Source organism: Gimesia sp. (assembly GCF_048262075.1).
GTDB lineage: Bacteria > Planctomycetota > Planctomycetia > Planctomycetales > Planctomycetaceae > Gimesia.
In genome coordinates this window covers 707,933-724,755 of sequence record NZ_JBLXFK010000001.1, presented here as the reverse complement: position 1 = coordinate 724,755, position 16,823 = coordinate 707,933, and the positions used below count along the sequence as shown (strand labels likewise).

The following is a 16,823-nucleotide window of genomic DNA, read 5'->3' as shown; positions in this document are numbered from 1 at the left end:
GCTGTTTATAAACAATGTCGCTGAAAATCACTGTTGGGAGTGTGATCTGATATGACGCAAATTGAGTACGTCAACGCGCGCGAAGTATTTGATAGTCGTGGTAATCCGACTGTAGAGGTCGAGATCTGTTGTGCCGGCTCACGTTGCGGGCGTGCCATCGTTCCCAGCGGTGCCAGTACCGGAAAATTTGAAGCCGTTGAGTTACGTGATCAGGATGCAGCCCGGTTTGATGGTTTAGGTGTCACCCAGGCGGTCGAAAATGTCAGACGGGAAATTGCTGCTGCATTAATAGGGCAGGATGCTTTGGACCAGAGGGGCATCGATGCGATTCTCTGTGAACTGGATGGGACAGAGAATAAGTCTCGCCTGGGAGCGAATGCAATACTGGGGACTTCACTGGCAGTCGCCTATGCTGCTGCCGAGTCACAGGGACAGACACCGGTCGAGCGTTTTGCGGAAATCTGGTCCGATTATATCAGTTCTGGTTTTGCAGAAGACACGGAGCAGAATCAGCGGACGAATCTTCTCTCCCGATCAATGTCCCTGCCTCTGCCGATGGTCAATATGATTTCCGGTGGACTGCACGCAGGTCGCAATCTGGATTTTCAGGACTTCCTGATTCTACCTGTAGGCGCAACTTCTTATCGGCAGGCTTTTGAATGGATTGTGACAATCTACCGCCGACTGGGGCAAATTCTCAATAAGACCGGACATGAAGGAACTCTCATTGGTGACGAAGGCGGTTATGGCCCGAAATTAAATTCCAACAGTGAAGCAGTTAAATACGTCGTTGCAGCCATTGAAGCTTCAGGATTGAATCCTGGTGAAGATGTGGCAATTGGACTGGATGTGGCCAGTACCCATTTCTACGATGCTGAGACTGACACTTACCATCTGAATGCGACGGGAGATGAAGCGTTATCGGCGGATGATGTGATTGATATGCTGGAACGCTGGGTTGACACTTATCCCATCATCAGTATTGAAGACGGATTGGCGGAAGATGACTGGTCGGGCTGGAAGAAACTGACCGAACGACTGGGGCATCGCGTCCAGTTAATTGGTGATGATCTGTTTGTGACGAACCAGAAACGCCTGCAGCAGGGAATCGAAAGCCAGACGGCAAATAGTGTACTGATTAAGTTAAATCAGATTGGAACACTGACGGAAACTCTGGAAACGTTGAAGATGGCCATTGATCATGGTTACTGGCCGGTGGTCTCTGCCAGAAGCGGAGAAACAGAAGATACGACCATTGCCGATCTGGTTGTCGCAACGGGGGCTGGTCAACTTAAGGTAGGATCGGTAGGACGTAGCGAACGACTGGCGAAGTATAATCAACTGCTGCGACTGGAAGAGTCTCTTTCTGACAGGGCTCTGTATCATGGCGGCGGAATCTTTTCCAGTTTGAAATCAAAATAAGATTACCACAGTTTCAAGGGTAAACTGAAAAGCGTCTTCGAGTAGATCGAAGACGCTTTATTTATTCTCAGAGTGGATACAGCTCAGTTGGAAGCAACTGGATTTGTTACACTTTCGGTCGCGGGCAGCAGGTTAATATCCAGAGTCGCCAGTAACTGACCTTTGCTGTTCATGACATGCATTTTGGCTTCTGTTGCTTTAGCCAGCCCGATCTGAGGGGTCTGGAAAGCCAGAATGTTGTCTTCCCATTTTTCAATTTTCGCAGGCAGCCCCATTTCATTGATTTCCAGAACAACCATCCCCTGCTCATTTCCCAGACCTTCTGCTGAGAGTTGAAACAGTTTTCCAGAGACCAGTTCCAATAGTTCCTGTTCAACGGGTTCCGGACTGGTTTGAGTTTCTGCAATTTCTTCTGTTCCGGATCCTTCAGATACTTCAAGGACTGTTACACCGGCTTCATTGTAATTCAGGGGGGCACATGCTGTGATCACACAGGGAGTCAGAACAGGTTCTGCACAGGGAACCGGAAACCAGGGGCGACAGACTGGAGGACACCAGGAGCGAGTATTCATATGAATCCAGGAACGATTCCAATGATGATGTCCATGCTGGACGTTATGGTGGCCATTGTGATGGCCATGGAACTTGTTGTGTTTGATTGTTTTCTGGTCAGTCTTGAAGGGACGTTGTGTTGCTTTGTGTTGCGGGTTGATCTTTCTTTTATCGTCAAACCGACTCAGTTTGTTTGAAACGTTCTGTTTGGGAGCTGGTTTGAAGTGATAATTGTTTCTCTTTGAGAATTTGCTGGATTGAACTGGAGTGGACTTTGAGTTGTCGGATGCTTTGTAGTTGTGTTGTCCCATAGAAGGTTTCTTGTTTTGAGAGAACCGTTGATTTGTGGAACGATGATTGTACTGCGAATTACTGGAACGATTGTTGAAGTTTTTGCTTCGATGATTATTGTTTCTGTTCCCGTGATGGCCGAAGGAACGGCTGGAAGAGCTCTTACCTGATTTACCGGAAAAACGATTGTTTCCAGCTGATGCATTTTCTGAAGCCAAAAGCAGTGAAACTATAAAGCAAGTGAACAGGGTGGCGGTCGTTTTCATCGTTTCGTTCCTTGGAATTTTGATTAAGTGTTGTGTTGTGTGTCTCACACTTAACCAAGCGGGAACGGATAAAATCTGTTACAGCAATTATCAAAAAAAATAAAAAACGAAATGTACACTTTGTTTGAGGTGTTTTTGACTGAAATGACCGGGGTTTTAGCGATGGCAGGTTGAACCAAAATTATTTCAGTGAGGAGTGAACACGCCTGGAAAGCTCTTCCAATGCATCCAGATCTGCCTGCAAAGTCTGAAAAATCCGAAAGATGCTGACCGCTCCCAGGGTACCAGCGACGGTGAGAATGCCGATTGCAATTTTGTCATCCAGGTTGATCATCGCCAGCGAAGCAATACTGAGCGTTGGTACCAGGAATGCCATGATCAGATAAACCCAGCTCAAGCGTTTGAGTTGCTGATAAGAGTCAGGTGCCAACTGAGTGAAATCGGAATTCTGGATCAGCCGAGGGTAGATCGTATGTAGACTGAAATAGGTAACGCCAAAAAAAGGATAGCTGGCGGCGATCAGGCCACACAGGAGCAGGGAGCCCAGGAAATGAATATATGCGGTCACTGGTAATGAACCAATCGCATAATGCATGCTGACCGGATACGCGATTCCGGCAATGATCCACTCCGCCGTACAGATCAAGGCGGCATAATGGCCCAGACGCAGGCAGCGTTTCTGTATGATGACACTTTTTTGCAGATCCGGCTTTGAACGTGTTTCACTATCAGCAGCAAACCTCAGCAGCAGCCAGGTCAACCAGCCTATCAAACCAAGTCCTGTCGGATAGGCGATCAGGTTGATCGCAAATTGGATCTTCCAGAAGGCATCCTGGGAGTTTTTTAAGTGTTCAATAATATGTTTCTGATTGTGAAAGAAATTGAACATTCCCGCCAGAATATTTGGGATTGCCACAATCAGGATGACGAGCGGTACTTCCCAGCCTTTGAGCTTCGCAAACCAGCTTTTTGATGAGGGAAACAGAATCTGCTGAGCCCGGGGATTCAGACAGAGTTCCAGTTGGCTGGCGAGTTCAGCTCCTGAACGCCAGCGATCGGCAGGATCAGGGGCCAGGCATTTTTGCAGGACAGAAACAAGATGCTCCGGGCAGTCAGCAGGCAAATGTTGGGGGCTGGCAGCTAATGAGATTCCTGTTTTACGTTGTTGGATCATCTGTTTCAGCAGGTCGGACCAGTTGGATTGGGTGGAGGGATCCTGAAAGGGACGGGTTCCCGTTAATAACTCTGCCAGCATTAGCCCCAGTGAATACAGGTCACTGCGTTCGTCCAGACTTTCAGGTAGTCTGGCATCGGTGGGGTCGTAGGCTTCGAGTTGCTCGGGCGACATGTACGCCAGGCTGCCGCCAAAATAGGCGGCGGGAGTTGTGCTACTGAGATGGGAACTGAAGCTGATGTTGAAATCAGCCAGTTTCGGGATGCCTTCTGCTGTCAGTAGAACATTAGCGGGCTTAATATCCCGGTGCAACACGCCTTTATGATGAGCATAGTCTAAAGCCTGAGCCAGTCTGATTCCCAGCCAACAGATTGTTTCAGACCAGGATAATGATTGAAACTGCTGATAAGTGATCGATTCTGCAGGTCTTGATTCACCTCTCAGGTCCAGAGACTGATCGAGTGCATTGATCAGAATTCTTCCAGAACGCTCATCAGGGGCCGTTTTGCGAACAATCTCGACGACCGCATGTAAGGTGCCTCCCGGCAGATACTGCATGTAGAGCAATCTGATTTTCTGATCTGCCAGCAATCGCTGGTCGAACACGCGCACGATATTGTCATGATCCAGTTGGGCAAGTGTTTGTGGTTCATCACTTGAATCCTCTGAAACTTTCAGTGCCACGATTCGCTGCATCGAGTTTTGCCGTGCCTGGTAAACTTTAGCAAAGGCACCTTTACCCAGCAGTGTTAAGAGCTCGAAGTCATCAACAGTATCCCCCGGCTGAAACTGCTGGAAAGTCTGATGTGGGGAATGATTGAACATCTTCGTCGTGCTGTAGGCATGGTCGAGGTCAAACAGCTGTCTGACCTGCGGGTTGGCTGTGGGGATAAAACTGATGTACTCTTCCGGGTCGACCTCGAAACCATTTTGACGGCGCAGGTGGTATTCCTCATACAGCAAATCGACTGGAACTTCTGGTTCTTTCAGGATGGGAAAGTCATCGAGATATTCAAGAATTCGTCTGGGAAAATTAAACTGTTGCCAGCGAAATTCCAGATCAATTTTGATCAGTTCAGTTAACAGAAACCGAAATTGAGGATCTGCAGCTGAAACATAGTCTTTTAAGTCAGGCGGGGTCTGACGGGATTCCCACTGAAAAACAAATCGCTCCATCACTTCGGTGAGTGCATCAATCGCAAGTTGACTTTCTGAAACCTTTTGGTTTGGCTCTGAAGCAGACAACATTGAGCTCCCGGAGTTCTGGGTAAAGGCCCTGCCTTAATGATCCTCAAAGTTTCAGTGGATGACAGGCTTTTTTGATGGTATAACGATGACAGGTAAGTATTCTGAACTGGCATAGTAACCGATTGGGAACAGGTAGGAAAGCAGAATGCGTCACAGAATCAATGGACTTGGCTTAGCAGGGATTACTGAGTTTTATGACGACTGATATCGAGATTCTGATTAAGGAGATCAAGCAGGGAAGTGAGTCGGCTTTACTGACTTTTCTGGAACTGCATCGTGCTCCTCTGCTGGCATTCATTAATAAAAATATGAGTGATGCACTCAAGTCCAAAGTGGAGGCTACTGATATTCTGCAGGAAGTCTCATTGAATGCCGTCGATTCCTTTCTGAGTATGGATTTCGAACAGAAACCCCCATTCAACTGGTTATGCCACCTCGCTGAACGACGGATTATCGACAACCATCGGAAATATTTTCAGGTTCAAAAACGGGCGGCGGGACGCGAAGTAAGACAACCGGTCTCCGCGGAAGGAGAAGGACAAGGGTTTATGGATCTGTTGGTTGCCAGTATCACCAGTCCCAGTCAGGCGTTTTCCCGAGGGGCTAAGGAAATGAAACTGCTGGTGGCTTTGGAGAGCCTGCCTGCAGAGAATCGGGAAGCCATTCGTCTAAAATATGTGGAAGGCCTGCCGACAAAAGAGATTGCAGAGCAGTTGGATAAATCTGACGTTGCCGTCCGTGTGATGATCAGTCGTTCGATGGTCAAGTTGCAGGAGCTGCTAAAACATGAAGACGAATTTAAAAGCCTGCTGGGATAACCTGATATCAGACAGACGCGTGAAACACGCTAGATCGCATCTCATTAAAGAATAGCGTATCTCAATCTGATTTACGCGGGCCAAACAGCCTTGGAAATGCTCCAGTAAAACTGGACACAGACTATTCTTCCTCTTCTGCTTCTTCAGAACTTTGCGGGCCCAGTTCCGAGTTGATGCGATCAATCATCTGTCGCAGTCGGCCGAGATTCTTGCGATTGAACATGAGAGAAATACGAGGCAGGTCAGCTAGATGCTCGTCATCTTTTTCCAGCTCGTGTGCTTCGACTTTTGTGATAATTCCTGACTCGAGTATATCTTTGAATTCATTGTTCAGCTGTTCAATGAATTCATTGCTGGGTTCGACATGCAGGCGGAGCACAAGCCGCCCTTTGACGTATCTCATACTGTTATAGACGCTGTAAAAGCCAATCACTTCATCAACGGCATCTTCAATATCATCTGTGACATGAAACAGTGACAGGTCTTCTTTGGAGATCAATTCCTGTTTCAAAAGGTTGTTTTTAAGAAATTCTTCCCAGTCTTTCCAGTAAGATCCTCCGGGAGTGTCCAGCAGCACAATCGGCATGGGATCGCGTTTTCCTGTCTGTACGAGCGTCAAAGTTTCAAATGCTTCGTCCAGAGTGCCAAATCCACCGGCACAGCAGACGATGGCATGGACTTCTTTGACGAACAGGAGTTTGCGAGTGAAGAAGTAATTTAAATTAACCAGCTTTTCGTTTTTATGGATGACATAGTTGGGTTCCTGCTCGAATGGCAGCATGATATTGACGCCCATCGACATGTCGGTTCCGGCACCAACATGTGCGGCTTCCATGATTCCCGGACCAGCACCTGTAACGATCATCCATTTTTCTTCCGCCATTCTCCGTCCAAACTGCAGGGCCTGCTGATAGGCAGGGTCGTCGGGATTCGTACGGGCAGAACCAAAGACGGTGACCTTACGTTGCTTTCGATAGGGAGTGAAAACCTTGAAAGCATACCGTAGTTCTTTGAGTGCGCGATCCAGAATTTTGAGGTCGCCGCGGGTTGCCTGGTCCTGTTTGAGTTTATCGGCCGTCTCTTTGATACTGGCAACGATAGACTGGTGCGGATACAGTTCCGAACTATGTTCTGTTGGTAATACGTCAGACTCTGAGACGCCGGGACGTGTTTTTCGATATTTCCTCGACATGATCCATTAATCCTTTAACATAGCGGGTCGAGACGAATGTGAGAACCAGACTCCCTGGTCAGCCCATCAGGGCATCCAGCGCTTCATCTCTGGTCTCGTAGATAGCCCAGAGAGTGTCCAGAGCTGTGATACGCAAGAGTTCGTTGGCCATCTTGCTGGCACCACACAAAACTAACTCTCCTCCTCGACTGCGAACATGTTTGTGGCAGCGCAACAGAAGTGCCAGGAACACGGAGCCGAAATAACTGACGTCGCTCAGGTCGAAGACGACCATCGGGATTTCGACTTCCTGTAGCGGTGCCATGACGATATCAGCGGCCTGTTCAATCAGATCCCAGCTCATTGACTCGACATTGCTCGCAGGAATGATTACGACCGTATTTCCATGCCATTCCAGTTGAAAGTCGTCGTGGTAGTTAGCCATGTAGTGGTTCCGCAGTGATGAATACATTCTTTGGAGAGAAAATAATTGATTGAGGCTCCATGATACTGATATCCTTAAGACGAGAACAACCATCAAGTACCTCAAAAACAAGAATTCATACTTAACGTCCTGTAAACAGTCGCGAACCTTGTCCAGAGTGTTGTGTTTGCCACCAGTTCATCCAGCTTTTAGCCTGATCTGACTGGTCCTGCTGGGGTGTCAGATTGGCGGGTTGTTCCGAATCTGGTACCAGTTGATCGAGACTGTTCAGGATTTCTTTGAGTGTAGAGTTGTTTCTCTCGGTCCAGGCCATCTTGATCAGAGGTTCCACATAACGGGTCTGTCCGGAGTTGCCCATTTCCCGTATGGCCTCTTTTCGCATCGCAATCTGGGTATCATTCGAAAGTCGCAGTAGTTCCTGCATGCCGGCAAAATCACCGAGTCGACTTAAAGCCACAACCGTTTCAAAGCGGACCCGTCGATTTGAATGAGTCAGTAGAGAACGAAGTGAAGGCGTTGAATTCTGGCTTTCACCTGTTTTATGCAAGCCTGATATCGCGATGGGGTTATGGCATTGCCCGATTGCCCGGATGGCAGCCAACTGAACTGTGTGGTTCTTGTCATCCAGCAATGGGAGCAACCAGTTTGCATACTGGGGCAAGCCATGGGAACCAAAATACTCGCAACCCAGGATTCTAATATCAGGCCAGTTATGATTGATTGCCAGCAATGCCAGTTGGGAAGCCTCATCGTAGTTGTCTTTTTCAACAGATGACATCACAATTCGCCAGACCAGCCGATCCTGTTCATGTATCATCAGCTTTCGCAGTCGGGCTACTACCACTGGGGTCAATGATATGTTTTGTGAGCTGATAAACAACTGTTGCGCGGCTTCACGTCGATCTGTGATATGGGGACTGGTCAGTTGATTTAATGCAGCATATTCGGGAGTCTGGTCTGCCAGTAAATCTGTGTAGATTTCACTCGGAATTTCGATCGCAGTTTCTCTGATCAGCTTCTCCAGCACTTTGACTTCGGCAGGACTGATGTTTGACAGTTCCTGATAGGCCTGCTGGTACTCAGGAGAATCCCGAGATTGATTTACCAGGTTATGAAAGTAGGACTGGAGTTCAGCAGCGCGTCCCTGGTTGACTTTCTGAGCTGTTTTAAGTCCCTCTTGCATGAGCTGTCCCCAGAAGCTTCCCGGGAGTTGGCCACTCTGGACCAGTTCATTGACAGCAGCGACTCTTTCATTTTGTGGGGCTTCGATCGAAATAGAACCTCCCAGACCGGTTCGGTTAACCAGCTGTAGTATGCTTTGGCGTCGTGTTTTATAGACACCCTCCTGAATCCCATCGAGCAGTAATGGTACGGCCAGATCATCGGGCCAATCAGAAATGGCTTGAATGACCGCGTGTTGTACCTGGGGACTGCGATCGTCAATCAGGGAACGGAGATGCAGAGCAGATTCGGCAGTCGGAGTTTTTCCCAAGCCTGATGCAACCTCCAGTCTGACGGCGGAAGAGGTGTCATTTTTCAGAGGGATGAGATGCATCGGGCCCCAGGAACTGAGACCTTTCACGGCAGCAACACGGATACTTTCTTCCGGACGTTGCGCGTACTCTTTCACGGTCTGGAGGGCTGTTTGTGTCTTCATAATTCCCAGGTGTTCGATGGCTTTTGTCTGAACTACCAGATCCGCATCTCTCAGTTGGGAGGTGAGAATTGTTTCGGCATCAGGGTGGCGAATTAACGCAGCCCAGTAACCAAAGTTCCAACGCATATTCGCATCGGAGTCCCAGCGGACCTGCATGATATTGGCAGGCCACTCCCTGGGGCTGAATGTACGAGTCCGATCAGGACCATCAAGCCGATTCTGTTCTGAGTGAAACCAGAGTCCATGTAGAATACAGGCTTGCATCGCTGCTCGTCTTAGTGATTTGGGTGGGGTTGCGCTTTGCTCAGTGATTTCCAGCGACTGTTCCAGTGAGGGAATACTGGCAGGAGACATGAAGCGGGCCAGGGAGAGATAAAGTTCGCTTCGCAGTGAAAGGGAAAGATCCGGACGCTGCAGTCGCTGTGTCAGTCGATTGCGGGTTTTGAGAGGTATCGCGTCGGCTTGAGCCAGTACCAGTGAGATCGCATTCAAGGCGGCATACTGCATCGCCTCTGAAACAGCATGCTGATCTGGCTTTCCAGAATCATCTTCTGCATTCACGTGAGATCCATATGGGGGATCCAGGCCTACTTTTTCCAGAACAGGCAGTGCCTCAATAGCCGTTGCAGGCGATAAAGTGGCCCAGAGGATCGCCGCATTCCAGCCAGCCAGGTTATCCCATGTGGACAATTCCTGCAGTGCTTCAAGTTTGTCTGATCGTTGTTTATTTGTCAGCTGTGAGTTTTGATTTTTCTGATCGAAGAAAAAATCCTGCAACGCGTTAAATGACCAGTTTTCCGGTTTCTGCAGATCTGTCTGCTCAGTCGCATTTGGTTTTGCTGTCTGATCGGGGACTGACTGCTCTGCATCAGACTCTGTTTCTGAAGATGTCTGTTGGGGGGCAGTCAATGGTTTCCGCGTATTAACTTCGCTCAAAAGGGTTTTCTGGTCAACGGATCCAAATACCCAGCGTTGCACCTCAATCGGCGCGAGGTGGTCCTCTGTCTTGACGCGCTGAAATGTTTTCCATTCCTGTTCTGTAGACCAGTTACGATTTCTGACCCAGAGGTCACGAGAAAGGTAAGCCTGTAATCCTGCCAGGTCTTCCGGTACTTTTCGTGTCACTTTCTCTTTCAAGGATACGGCTATCGGAGTTTCGCGCACATTTTGCAGCATGCTTTTCTGGCATCCGGAAAAAGCTGCGCAGCATAATAAAACTCCCATCCAGAACGGTTTCCAGGAAACTCGTTTGAAATCAGAATTGGATTGTGAAATAAATTTTCCGCCAGGAATCGCAGAATTCATGTGTGAGAGGGGGATTGAGTTAAGATGAATGGAAGGGAGAGAATTTGAGAGTTGAGACCTGACTTTAGCAAAAAAACGTTTCTGGTTGAAGAGCATTCTGGAGTGATATCATACGATCAGAATGGGGACCGTCACGAAATCTGAGTTCTTCATACTGTTTATTTTAACAGGATTTATGGTCTTGAAGTGGTAGGGGCAATCCCAGACTGAATTAGAGAACCTTTTATGCTTGAAGTCTTTAAGACTCTCTGTCATGCTCGTGTCCTAGATTACTTATTTTATCAGTGGTGACATTGTTGATCCGGAGAGAAACTCAGATGTTAAAAAAAATAGTAACTGTCTGTGTCATATTTACTGCTTATGCGACGACTGATTCCAGTGAAGCAGCAGAGAAAAAGGAATCAGGAAGTCAGTCTGCAGCCGAGCTGAACACTACGATTCCCGTTAAGATGAAATACCTGCTCTATCTTCCTGAGAACTACGATGAAAAAGAAAAATGGCCTCTGGTCTTGTTTCTTCATGGTGCAGGAGAACGGGGGGACGATCTGGATCTGGTGACGGTTCATGGTCCACCAAAGCTGGTCAAAAACGGAAAACAGTTTCCATTTATCGTTGTTTCTCCTCAATGCCCCAAAGACCAGCTCTGGCAGCCGGTTGAATTGACTGCGCTACTGAATGACATCGAGAAGAAATACAAAGTCGATAAAGACCGCATTTATGTGACTGGTTTAAGTATGGGAGGATTTGGTAGTTGGTCTCTAGCGGCTTACACTCCCTATCGTTTTGCCGCGCTGGTACCTATCTGTGGGGGTGGCGAAAAATTCTGGGTCAAGAAAATCAAGCATGTTCCGATCTGGGTATTTCATGGAGGCAAGGACACGGCAGTGCCTCTCGAGCGATCTCAGACTTTGGTAGATGTCCTGAAGAAAGAAAAGTCAGACGTAAAATTCACTATTTACCCGGAAGCGGGGCACGATTCCTGGACAGAGACTTATGATAATCCGGAAGTCTATGACTGGTTATTGCAGCAGGTGCGCAAGCCGGAAGCGGAAGTGAAAGCGGCTGAAGAAAAAGAAGCAGAAGCCCGTAAAGCAAAACGGGCTGCTGCCAGAAAGAAGAAAAAGTAGTTTGCCGGTCAGGGTTACTGGACTAGACCTTTAGTCAATTCCATGAATGCCGTTTCCAGATTGATTTCTTCTTCGCGGAACAGGCAGAGCTTGAATCCCTCGCTGATCAGCAGCGAGGGGATGAAGGTGTAGTCTTTCACATCATTCTTGAGTGTCACCAGCATGACATTTTTATCAATTTCAAGTTTGGAAACCAGTTCGTGAGCATTCAACAGTGTAGCAGCCTGTTCTGTATTCTCACTCACGCCGACATACAGCAGGATACGCTGTCTGGCTTTTTTCATGACCGCATCGACATTGTCGTCAACAATCAGGTTTCCTTTTTCGATCATTCCGACGCGCGTACAGACGTCAGCAAGTTCGGGCAGAATATGACTGGAGACGATCACTGTTTTTTTCAGTTCTCCCAGTCGTTTCAGCAGGTTTCGAATTTCTATTCTCGCACGGGGGTCAAGCCCACTGGCCGGCTCATCAAGCAGAAGTACCTGGGGCTCATGTAACAGTACGCGAGCCAGTCCGATACGCTGTGTCTGGCCTCGGGAGAGCTGGTTGACCATCGCATCCCGTTTGAATGTCATGTCGACCAGTTCCAGTTTTTCCTCACAGATTTTTCGACGCTGTGGACCTTTAATCCGGTATGCAGACGCAAAGAATTCGAGATATTCAATCACTGTCATATCATCATAGACACCAAAAAAGTCAGGCATGAATCCGACCAGGCGTCTGATTTCTTCCGGATGTGTATAAATCGACTTTCCACACACATACGCTTCACCATAATCCGGGCTGAGCAATGTGGCGATCATTCGCATGGTAGTGGTTTTACCTGAACCATTAGGGCCGATAAAACCGAAAACATCGCCTTCGCCGAGGCTCAGGTTGATATTGTTAACAGCGATCAGATCGCCGTAGCGTTTCGTTAAATTCCGTGTTTCAATCACTCGTTATCGCTCCCGGAAGTTGTTTCCTGCTGATCTTTGGTCTCTTTGTCTTTTTTATCTAATGACGGCAATTCATATTGAATTTCGGTCGAAATACTGACGGGTATCACAACTCGAATATAGGTATCCTGGTGTTTTGGATCGAGTTGGTTCTGATCCAGCTCTGCAACACTGAGTGGTGTATCCAGACGCGCGAACAGAACAGCTCTCCCCAGGCGAAGTTGTTCTGTCAAATCCAGCTGCGCGCTTGAAATATTGGAAAGTCCAGTGTAGCCATAACCACCTGACATCTCATGGAACGTCAGGATTTTGAGGATTTCATAAGTATCTTTTGCAAATGGATTATAGTCAGTTTGAACCGTTACGATGGTGGCATTATTCTGCCCTTTTTGTTCAATCCGACGAGAAACAGACCGGGTCAGATATCCCTTGATATTCCTCGATTCGATCCGGGGGCCGTTAATCGACCAGGCCTGGTTGGCGGGAATATAAGACTCGTCGAGCTGTTCTGGATTGGTAACCGGCAGATACACTCGATTTCCGTAAGCCAGGACCCAGTCTTTCAGGGGGGTGGAAAATTGATGAGTAAGAGTCCCCGAAAGTTGCCCCAGATTGTTTCCTGTCAGTTTGGAAGTGACCAGATCTGATTGCTGTTGTGTCCACTCAGCCAACAGGCTTTTTGTACCCCACTTCAATACCGGCAGATTCTCAATACCCATCGATTGTTCAGAGAACTGGTATGCAGGTCCGGAAATGGTGCCTTCCGCCGAGCGATACATTCCTGCAAATGTCGTTTCCGGTAGCCCGTTCCAGCTGAGATGTGTGGGAAAGTAAGGTTGATCCTTTGACTGAGAAGGAACGGATGATTTGACACTAACCTGATAACGCCGAGTTTCCGGACTGTATAAATTCAGATAAAACCGTCCGCGCATCTGTCCCGCCGAGGCATCGTAGTCAACAACGTTTAGCTGAGTCGAATGTAAGAGGCTGCCGTTATCTTTCAGGGCTGTAAATCCCCCCCATGCGATGGCGATGCACACCATCACTGGAAAGGTAAACCAGGTGATATGAGGTTTTTTCAAGATCCTGTGTACCAGGAAATAATCGAGCGGGCCAATCAACAGCAGGTAACTCAGAATCAAAGCCATGACCCACCAGTGTGAAGGTCGTTCGATACCTGGAAAATTTTGCTGAGAATGAAAGAGCTGTGTATCCAGTTCCGAGATCCCGGTTTGAGAAATTCGTTTACCCAGAACCGCATTCTGTTGACTGGTTGCGATCGGTTGTTTGGCTCGTGTTGCCAGTTTGGGGCTCAGGCTATTTAAGCCATCCCAGTTTTGCAGCGGGCTGGTATTCAAGTCGAGCGCCAGGAATGTGACGATTCCCAATCCATACGGAACCCGGACTAACAGTGGACCATCGAGTCCAGTTGCCAGGATCTCGCCGGTTGAGATTTCGATCCGACTGGCTGTGGCGACCCCACGAATCCGGGAGCGAACAGCAGCGTATAATTCCAGGCTGCTCAAATCACGGACAGTCGTAGTGCCCAGAGTTTTTACGGGTACCCAACTTGCATATTTGCTCTGTTGATAAGCTTCAACATCTGAACCGACGCATAAAACCAGATGTCCGCCATTGGCAACCCAGTTTCGAATGACTTCATTTTTTTGCGGTTCCGAAGAGAAATCTGCATCCACAACCAGCGTGTCGAGAGAGTCATAACCGTAAGCGGATTCGGGCAGAGATGCCTGGTCTTCAATCAATGCTGCATACTGATCGAGATTCTGATCAAGGTCCGCCAGTGATTCGGATGAGACTGCGTCCAATCCTGGGACCGGTCCAATCATGGCCCAGAGTTCGACAGATTGTTTCAATCCAATGGCGGTGAACTGATTTTGCTTCGACTGGGGGGTGAAAGAAAACTCTTTCAGGATTGATTGTGTTTGAGCATCCCGCAGGCGAATTTTAAGCGGACTGTCCAGCAAGCCCGTTTTAAACTCTGAAAACAGGCGGTGCGTTCCCGGCGTCTTGAGTGAATAGACCTGGGAAGGTACTTCGGTCGGATTTCCATCAGGCGAACGTGCGATCGTAGAGATTTGCACGTCGAGGGGGCTGTCGGTCGTTAATTCCAGGTAGACCGGAACCCAGCGTCCTACCTTGTAGAGACCGTCAAAACCAACTTGAATATTTGTGATTTCCAGGCTGTCTGTTTTCTGATCTGCTGCAAAAGACAGCGAAGCATTCAGCAAATTACTCAGCAGCAGGACCAGCAGAGTCAAGGATCGAAAAAACAGAGATGATTTCATGAGTTTATATTCTGGTTGCGACAAGGCAATATTTCGTCTGGAGACCAGTTTCGGTAATGATAGTGTACGAAAATGTCTAATGACGCTTGAGTTGCGAAGTGGGCCGTTTACAGGAATTAAATCATATTATGGCTTGGGTTTGCATCAGGCTCAATGCATTGCCTTTACAAATAAAGGGTTTCCGCAGATTAACCTGTGATTCATTCAAAGACTGCCCGTCAGATCACTAAGCAGGTTACGAAATTTTTCGATTGCCATTTCAGGAATGGTATGTGGGCCGACAAATTCTGAAAAGTCGACCGTAAAATCATGCTGTTCCAGCATCTCTTTTAACCAGAGGGCACCCGCAAAGGGAAGAATCGGATCCTGCGTTCCGTGGCTCTGCTGAATCGGAAAGCGAGGTGACTGATCAGCCAGGCTTCCCCAGCGTTGTTCACAAAGTAAGGTACCTGACCAGATCACCAGCGCCGCGGGTGTTTGTGGCAACTGAAAGGCGACTTCTGTTGAGACCATCGATCCTTGTGAAAAACCAGCCAGCACGATTTGAGAATACGATAAGCCCGACTCCTGTTGAACAGCGATGACGAATTCTCGCAGTTGTTGACCCGCTTCAACTAAGCCTTCTGGAGTTTTATCTCGCTGGTCCCGGATTGATCCGGAAGCAATCGCGGCATTTAATTCTGCGACATCCAACATCCACCACGCACGACCGCCAGGCATTCCCATCTCCAGTAACGAAAGGGGAGCAGCAGGAAAAATAAACCGTACACGGTCAGATAACTGTGGTTGATTCCTAAGGATCTCCGGCCCTAAAGCTACGAGATCGTCTCCCGGCGCACCAAATCCATGACTGACAATAGCGATGACGTCAGGGGACTGATCGGCGGGTAAATTATCATAGATCTGACAACTGAGCGGACCAAACTTACGTGTCGTGAGAGGCATAGTGAATGAATCTTCCGAAGTATTTGAATAGACTGTGTTTAAGCTGAATTAATGATTATAGGCTGAAGACAACAGGGGAGAAAGGGCAGGCAATCTGGTTTCATTCGCTTTGAGATCAATTTGAAGCAGCTGTCATCGAATTTACTTCGGAACTCAAGTCACCCTGCAGGCGAATGGCCAGGAGTAAGTGATCTCTGATACGTTAAGTGACTGAATTCAAATAGTTTACAGGCGGTGAGATATTTACGTGGAAATTAGGGAACATGTTTTGCTTCATTGCACACCTGATGCAGAAATTCACTGGCGGTCAAAAGGTTTTACTGACGTCGATGGCTGGGTAGCCATAGACCAGGAGGATAGCAAGATGTTTCATAAAGGTCGAAATTCAATCATACTCGCACTTGTTTTACTTGTTACGATATCTGCGAATTTCGTACAGGCTCAACCAGCGGAAGTCGCGACTCTGGGGGGGAGACTCAATCGGGACTCATTTACGGTATGCAGAGAAATTCGCACACAGTTTCGTGGGATCAGGGGGCAACGCCTGTTATTCGATAAGGCATATGAAATTCATGAACTGGCAGATAATATCCATCGAATGATGATCCTGCAGGCACCAGTGCAAGGCATGCAGCGGGCATTAGCAGATCTGGAACGCCTGGTGGATGATTTGGATCATACTCTGGCCGTGATGCAATTACCCGTACTCAGGGAGCCTGTTATTCGACCAACGGGACCAAACGGTTACATTTTCGAGGGGGGTAATGGCTACCCTCAGCCACGATTTGAATACCGTGGCTATCCGTATCGAATGATTCCGGAACGTGAAATAACCAGCTTAAGTCAAACACTGGAAGGGATGCAGACTACCATCAGTCAACTGCAGGCTCATTTCTCCCCCCAGCCTGTTCGCGCACCCGTTAGAGAAACCTTTCCGGCTCCTTTTCCTGATCAGGAATTTGAGCAGAACAAGACTCGACCACAAACAGGACCAGTCGGACCGGCGTTACCAGATTGGGATAGCGGCTGGCAACCTTCCCGAAAAACGGGACCACTCTTTCCATCAGTACAGCCACCCAAATTAAAGGCTCCTGCCAGTGGAGGCCCTGAATTCTTACCGCCACTTCCTTCTCCAGAGTGATGCAGGAGCCAGTG

At 48.2% G+C, this 16,823-nt stretch carries 14 protein-coding genes; 5 read left to right on the top strand and 9 right to left on the bottom strand.

Annotated features, from left to right (window positions below; translation table 11 throughout):
• Positions 1 to 51 precede the first annotated feature (51 nt).
• Positions 52 to 1,422 carry a phosphopyruvate hydratase gene (gene eno / locus ACN0YH_RS02645; RefSeq protein WP_417377991.1) on the top strand — a complete coding sequence of 457 codons (1,371 nt, stop codon included), beginning with the start codon at positions 52 to 54 and terminating at the stop codon, positions 1,420 to 1,422.
• Positions 1,423 to 1,505: 83 nt separating this feature from the next.
• On the opposite strand, the gene ACN0YH_RS02640 is transcribed toward eno, so the two are convergent.
• Positions 1,506 to 1,994, bottom strand: coding sequence for a hypothetical protein (locus ACN0YH_RS02640; protein ID WP_417377990.1), 489 nt, complete (start codon positions 1,992 to 1,994; stop codon positions 1,506 to 1,508).
• A gap of 21 nt (positions 1,995 to 2,015) precedes the next feature.
• Between ACN0YH_RS02640 and ACN0YH_RS02635 the strand changes: the two genes are divergently transcribed.
• On the top strand, positions 2,016 to 2,171 hold the full coding sequence (locus tag ACN0YH_RS02635) for a hypothetical protein (RefSeq protein ID WP_417377989.1): 156 nt from the start codon (positions 2,016 to 2,018) through the stop codon (positions 2,169 to 2,171).
• Here the strand turns inward: ACN0YH_RS02635 and ACN0YH_RS02630 are convergent.
• Together ACN0YH_RS02630 and ACN0YH_RS02625 are read right to left on the bottom strand one after the other, a co-directional pair.
• Positions 2,159 to 2,470 carry a hypothetical protein gene (locus ACN0YH_RS02630; RefSeq protein WP_417377988.1) on the bottom strand — a complete coding sequence of 104 codons (312 nt, stop codon included), beginning with the start codon at positions 2,468 to 2,470 and terminating at the stop codon, positions 2,159 to 2,161. The genes ACN0YH_RS02635 and ACN0YH_RS02630 overlap by 13 nt on opposite strands.
• A 242-nt stretch (positions 2,471 to 2,712) precedes the next feature.
• On the bottom strand, positions 2,713 to 4,953 hold the full coding sequence (locus ACN0YH_RS02625; RefSeq protein WP_417377987.1) for a serine/threonine-protein kinase: 2,241 nt from the start codon (positions 4,951 to 4,953) through the stop codon (positions 2,713 to 2,715).
• Between the two features lie 194 nt (positions 4,954 to 5,147).
• On the opposite strand from ACN0YH_RS02625, the gene ACN0YH_RS02620 reads away from it, so the two are divergent.
• Positions 5,148 to 5,771: an RNA polymerase sigma factor gene (locus ACN0YH_RS02620; RefSeq protein ID WP_417377986.1), complete on the top strand. Its 624-nt coding sequence runs from the start codon at positions 5,148 to 5,150 to the stop codon at positions 5,769 to 5,771.
• A 121-nt stretch (positions 5,772 to 5,892) separates the two neighbouring features.
• Here the strand turns inward: ACN0YH_RS02620 and ACN0YH_RS02615 are convergent, their stop codons facing one another.
• The 3 genes from ACN0YH_RS02615 to ACN0YH_RS02605 form a co-directional block, all read right to left on the bottom strand.
• Complete coding sequence (locus tag ACN0YH_RS02615; protein ID WP_417377985.1) at positions 5,893 to 6,963, bottom strand: TIGR00730 family Rossman fold protein; 1,071 nt, start codon at positions 6,961 to 6,963, stop codon at positions 5,893 to 5,895.
• Between the two features lie 58 nt (positions 6,964 to 7,021).
• Entirely contained in the window at positions 7,022 to 7,387 is a 366-nt protein-coding gene (locus ACN0YH_RS02610) for an STAS domain-containing protein (protein ID WP_002645248.1), read from the bottom strand.
• A 121-nt stretch (positions 7,388 to 7,508) separates the two neighbouring features.
• The gene (locus ACN0YH_RS02605) at positions 7,509 to 10,220 is read right to left on the bottom strand and encodes a HEAT repeat domain-containing protein (protein ID WP_417377984.1); all 2,712 of its coding nucleotides are present in this window, start codon (positions 10,218 to 10,220) and stop codon (positions 7,509 to 7,511) included.
• Positions 10,221 to 10,666: 446 nt separating this feature from the next.
• On the opposite strand from ACN0YH_RS02605, the gene ACN0YH_RS02600 reads away from it, so the two are divergent.
• Entirely contained in the window at positions 10,667 to 11,476 is an 810-nt protein-coding gene (locus ACN0YH_RS02600; RefSeq protein WP_417377983.1) for a prolyl oligopeptidase family serine peptidase, read from the top strand.
• A 14-nt stretch (positions 11,477 to 11,490) separates the two neighbouring features.
• Here the strand turns inward: ACN0YH_RS02600 and ACN0YH_RS02595 are convergent, their stop codons facing one another.
• The 3 genes from ACN0YH_RS02595 to ACN0YH_RS02585 form a co-directional block, all read right to left on the bottom strand.
• Positions 11,491 to 12,417 carry an ABC transporter ATP-binding protein gene (locus ACN0YH_RS02595; RefSeq protein ID WP_417377982.1) on the bottom strand — a complete coding sequence of 309 codons (927 nt, stop codon included), beginning with the start codon at positions 12,415 to 12,417 and terminating at the stop codon, positions 11,491 to 11,493.
• Positions 12,414 to 14,723, bottom strand: coding sequence for a hypothetical protein (locus tag ACN0YH_RS02590; RefSeq protein ID WP_417377981.1), 2,310 nt, complete (start codon positions 14,721 to 14,723; stop codon positions 12,414 to 12,416). The genes ACN0YH_RS02595 and ACN0YH_RS02590 overlap by 4 nt, the downstream gene beginning before the upstream one ends.
• Positions 14,724 to 14,927: 204 nt before the next feature.
• Positions 14,928 to 15,668: an alpha/beta hydrolase gene (locus ACN0YH_RS02585; RefSeq protein WP_417377980.1), complete on the bottom strand. Its 741-nt coding sequence runs from the start codon at positions 15,666 to 15,668 to the stop codon at positions 14,928 to 14,930.
• A 268-nt stretch (positions 15,669 to 15,936) separates the two neighbouring features.
• Between ACN0YH_RS02585 and ACN0YH_RS02580 the strand changes: the two genes are divergently transcribed.
• Positions 15,937 to 16,809 carry a hypothetical protein gene (locus ACN0YH_RS02580; RefSeq protein WP_417377979.1) on the top strand — a complete coding sequence of 291 codons (873 nt, stop codon included), beginning with the start codon at positions 15,937 to 15,939 and terminating at the stop codon, positions 16,807 to 16,809.
• The last annotated feature ends 14 nt before the right edge of the window (positions 16,810 to 16,823 follow it).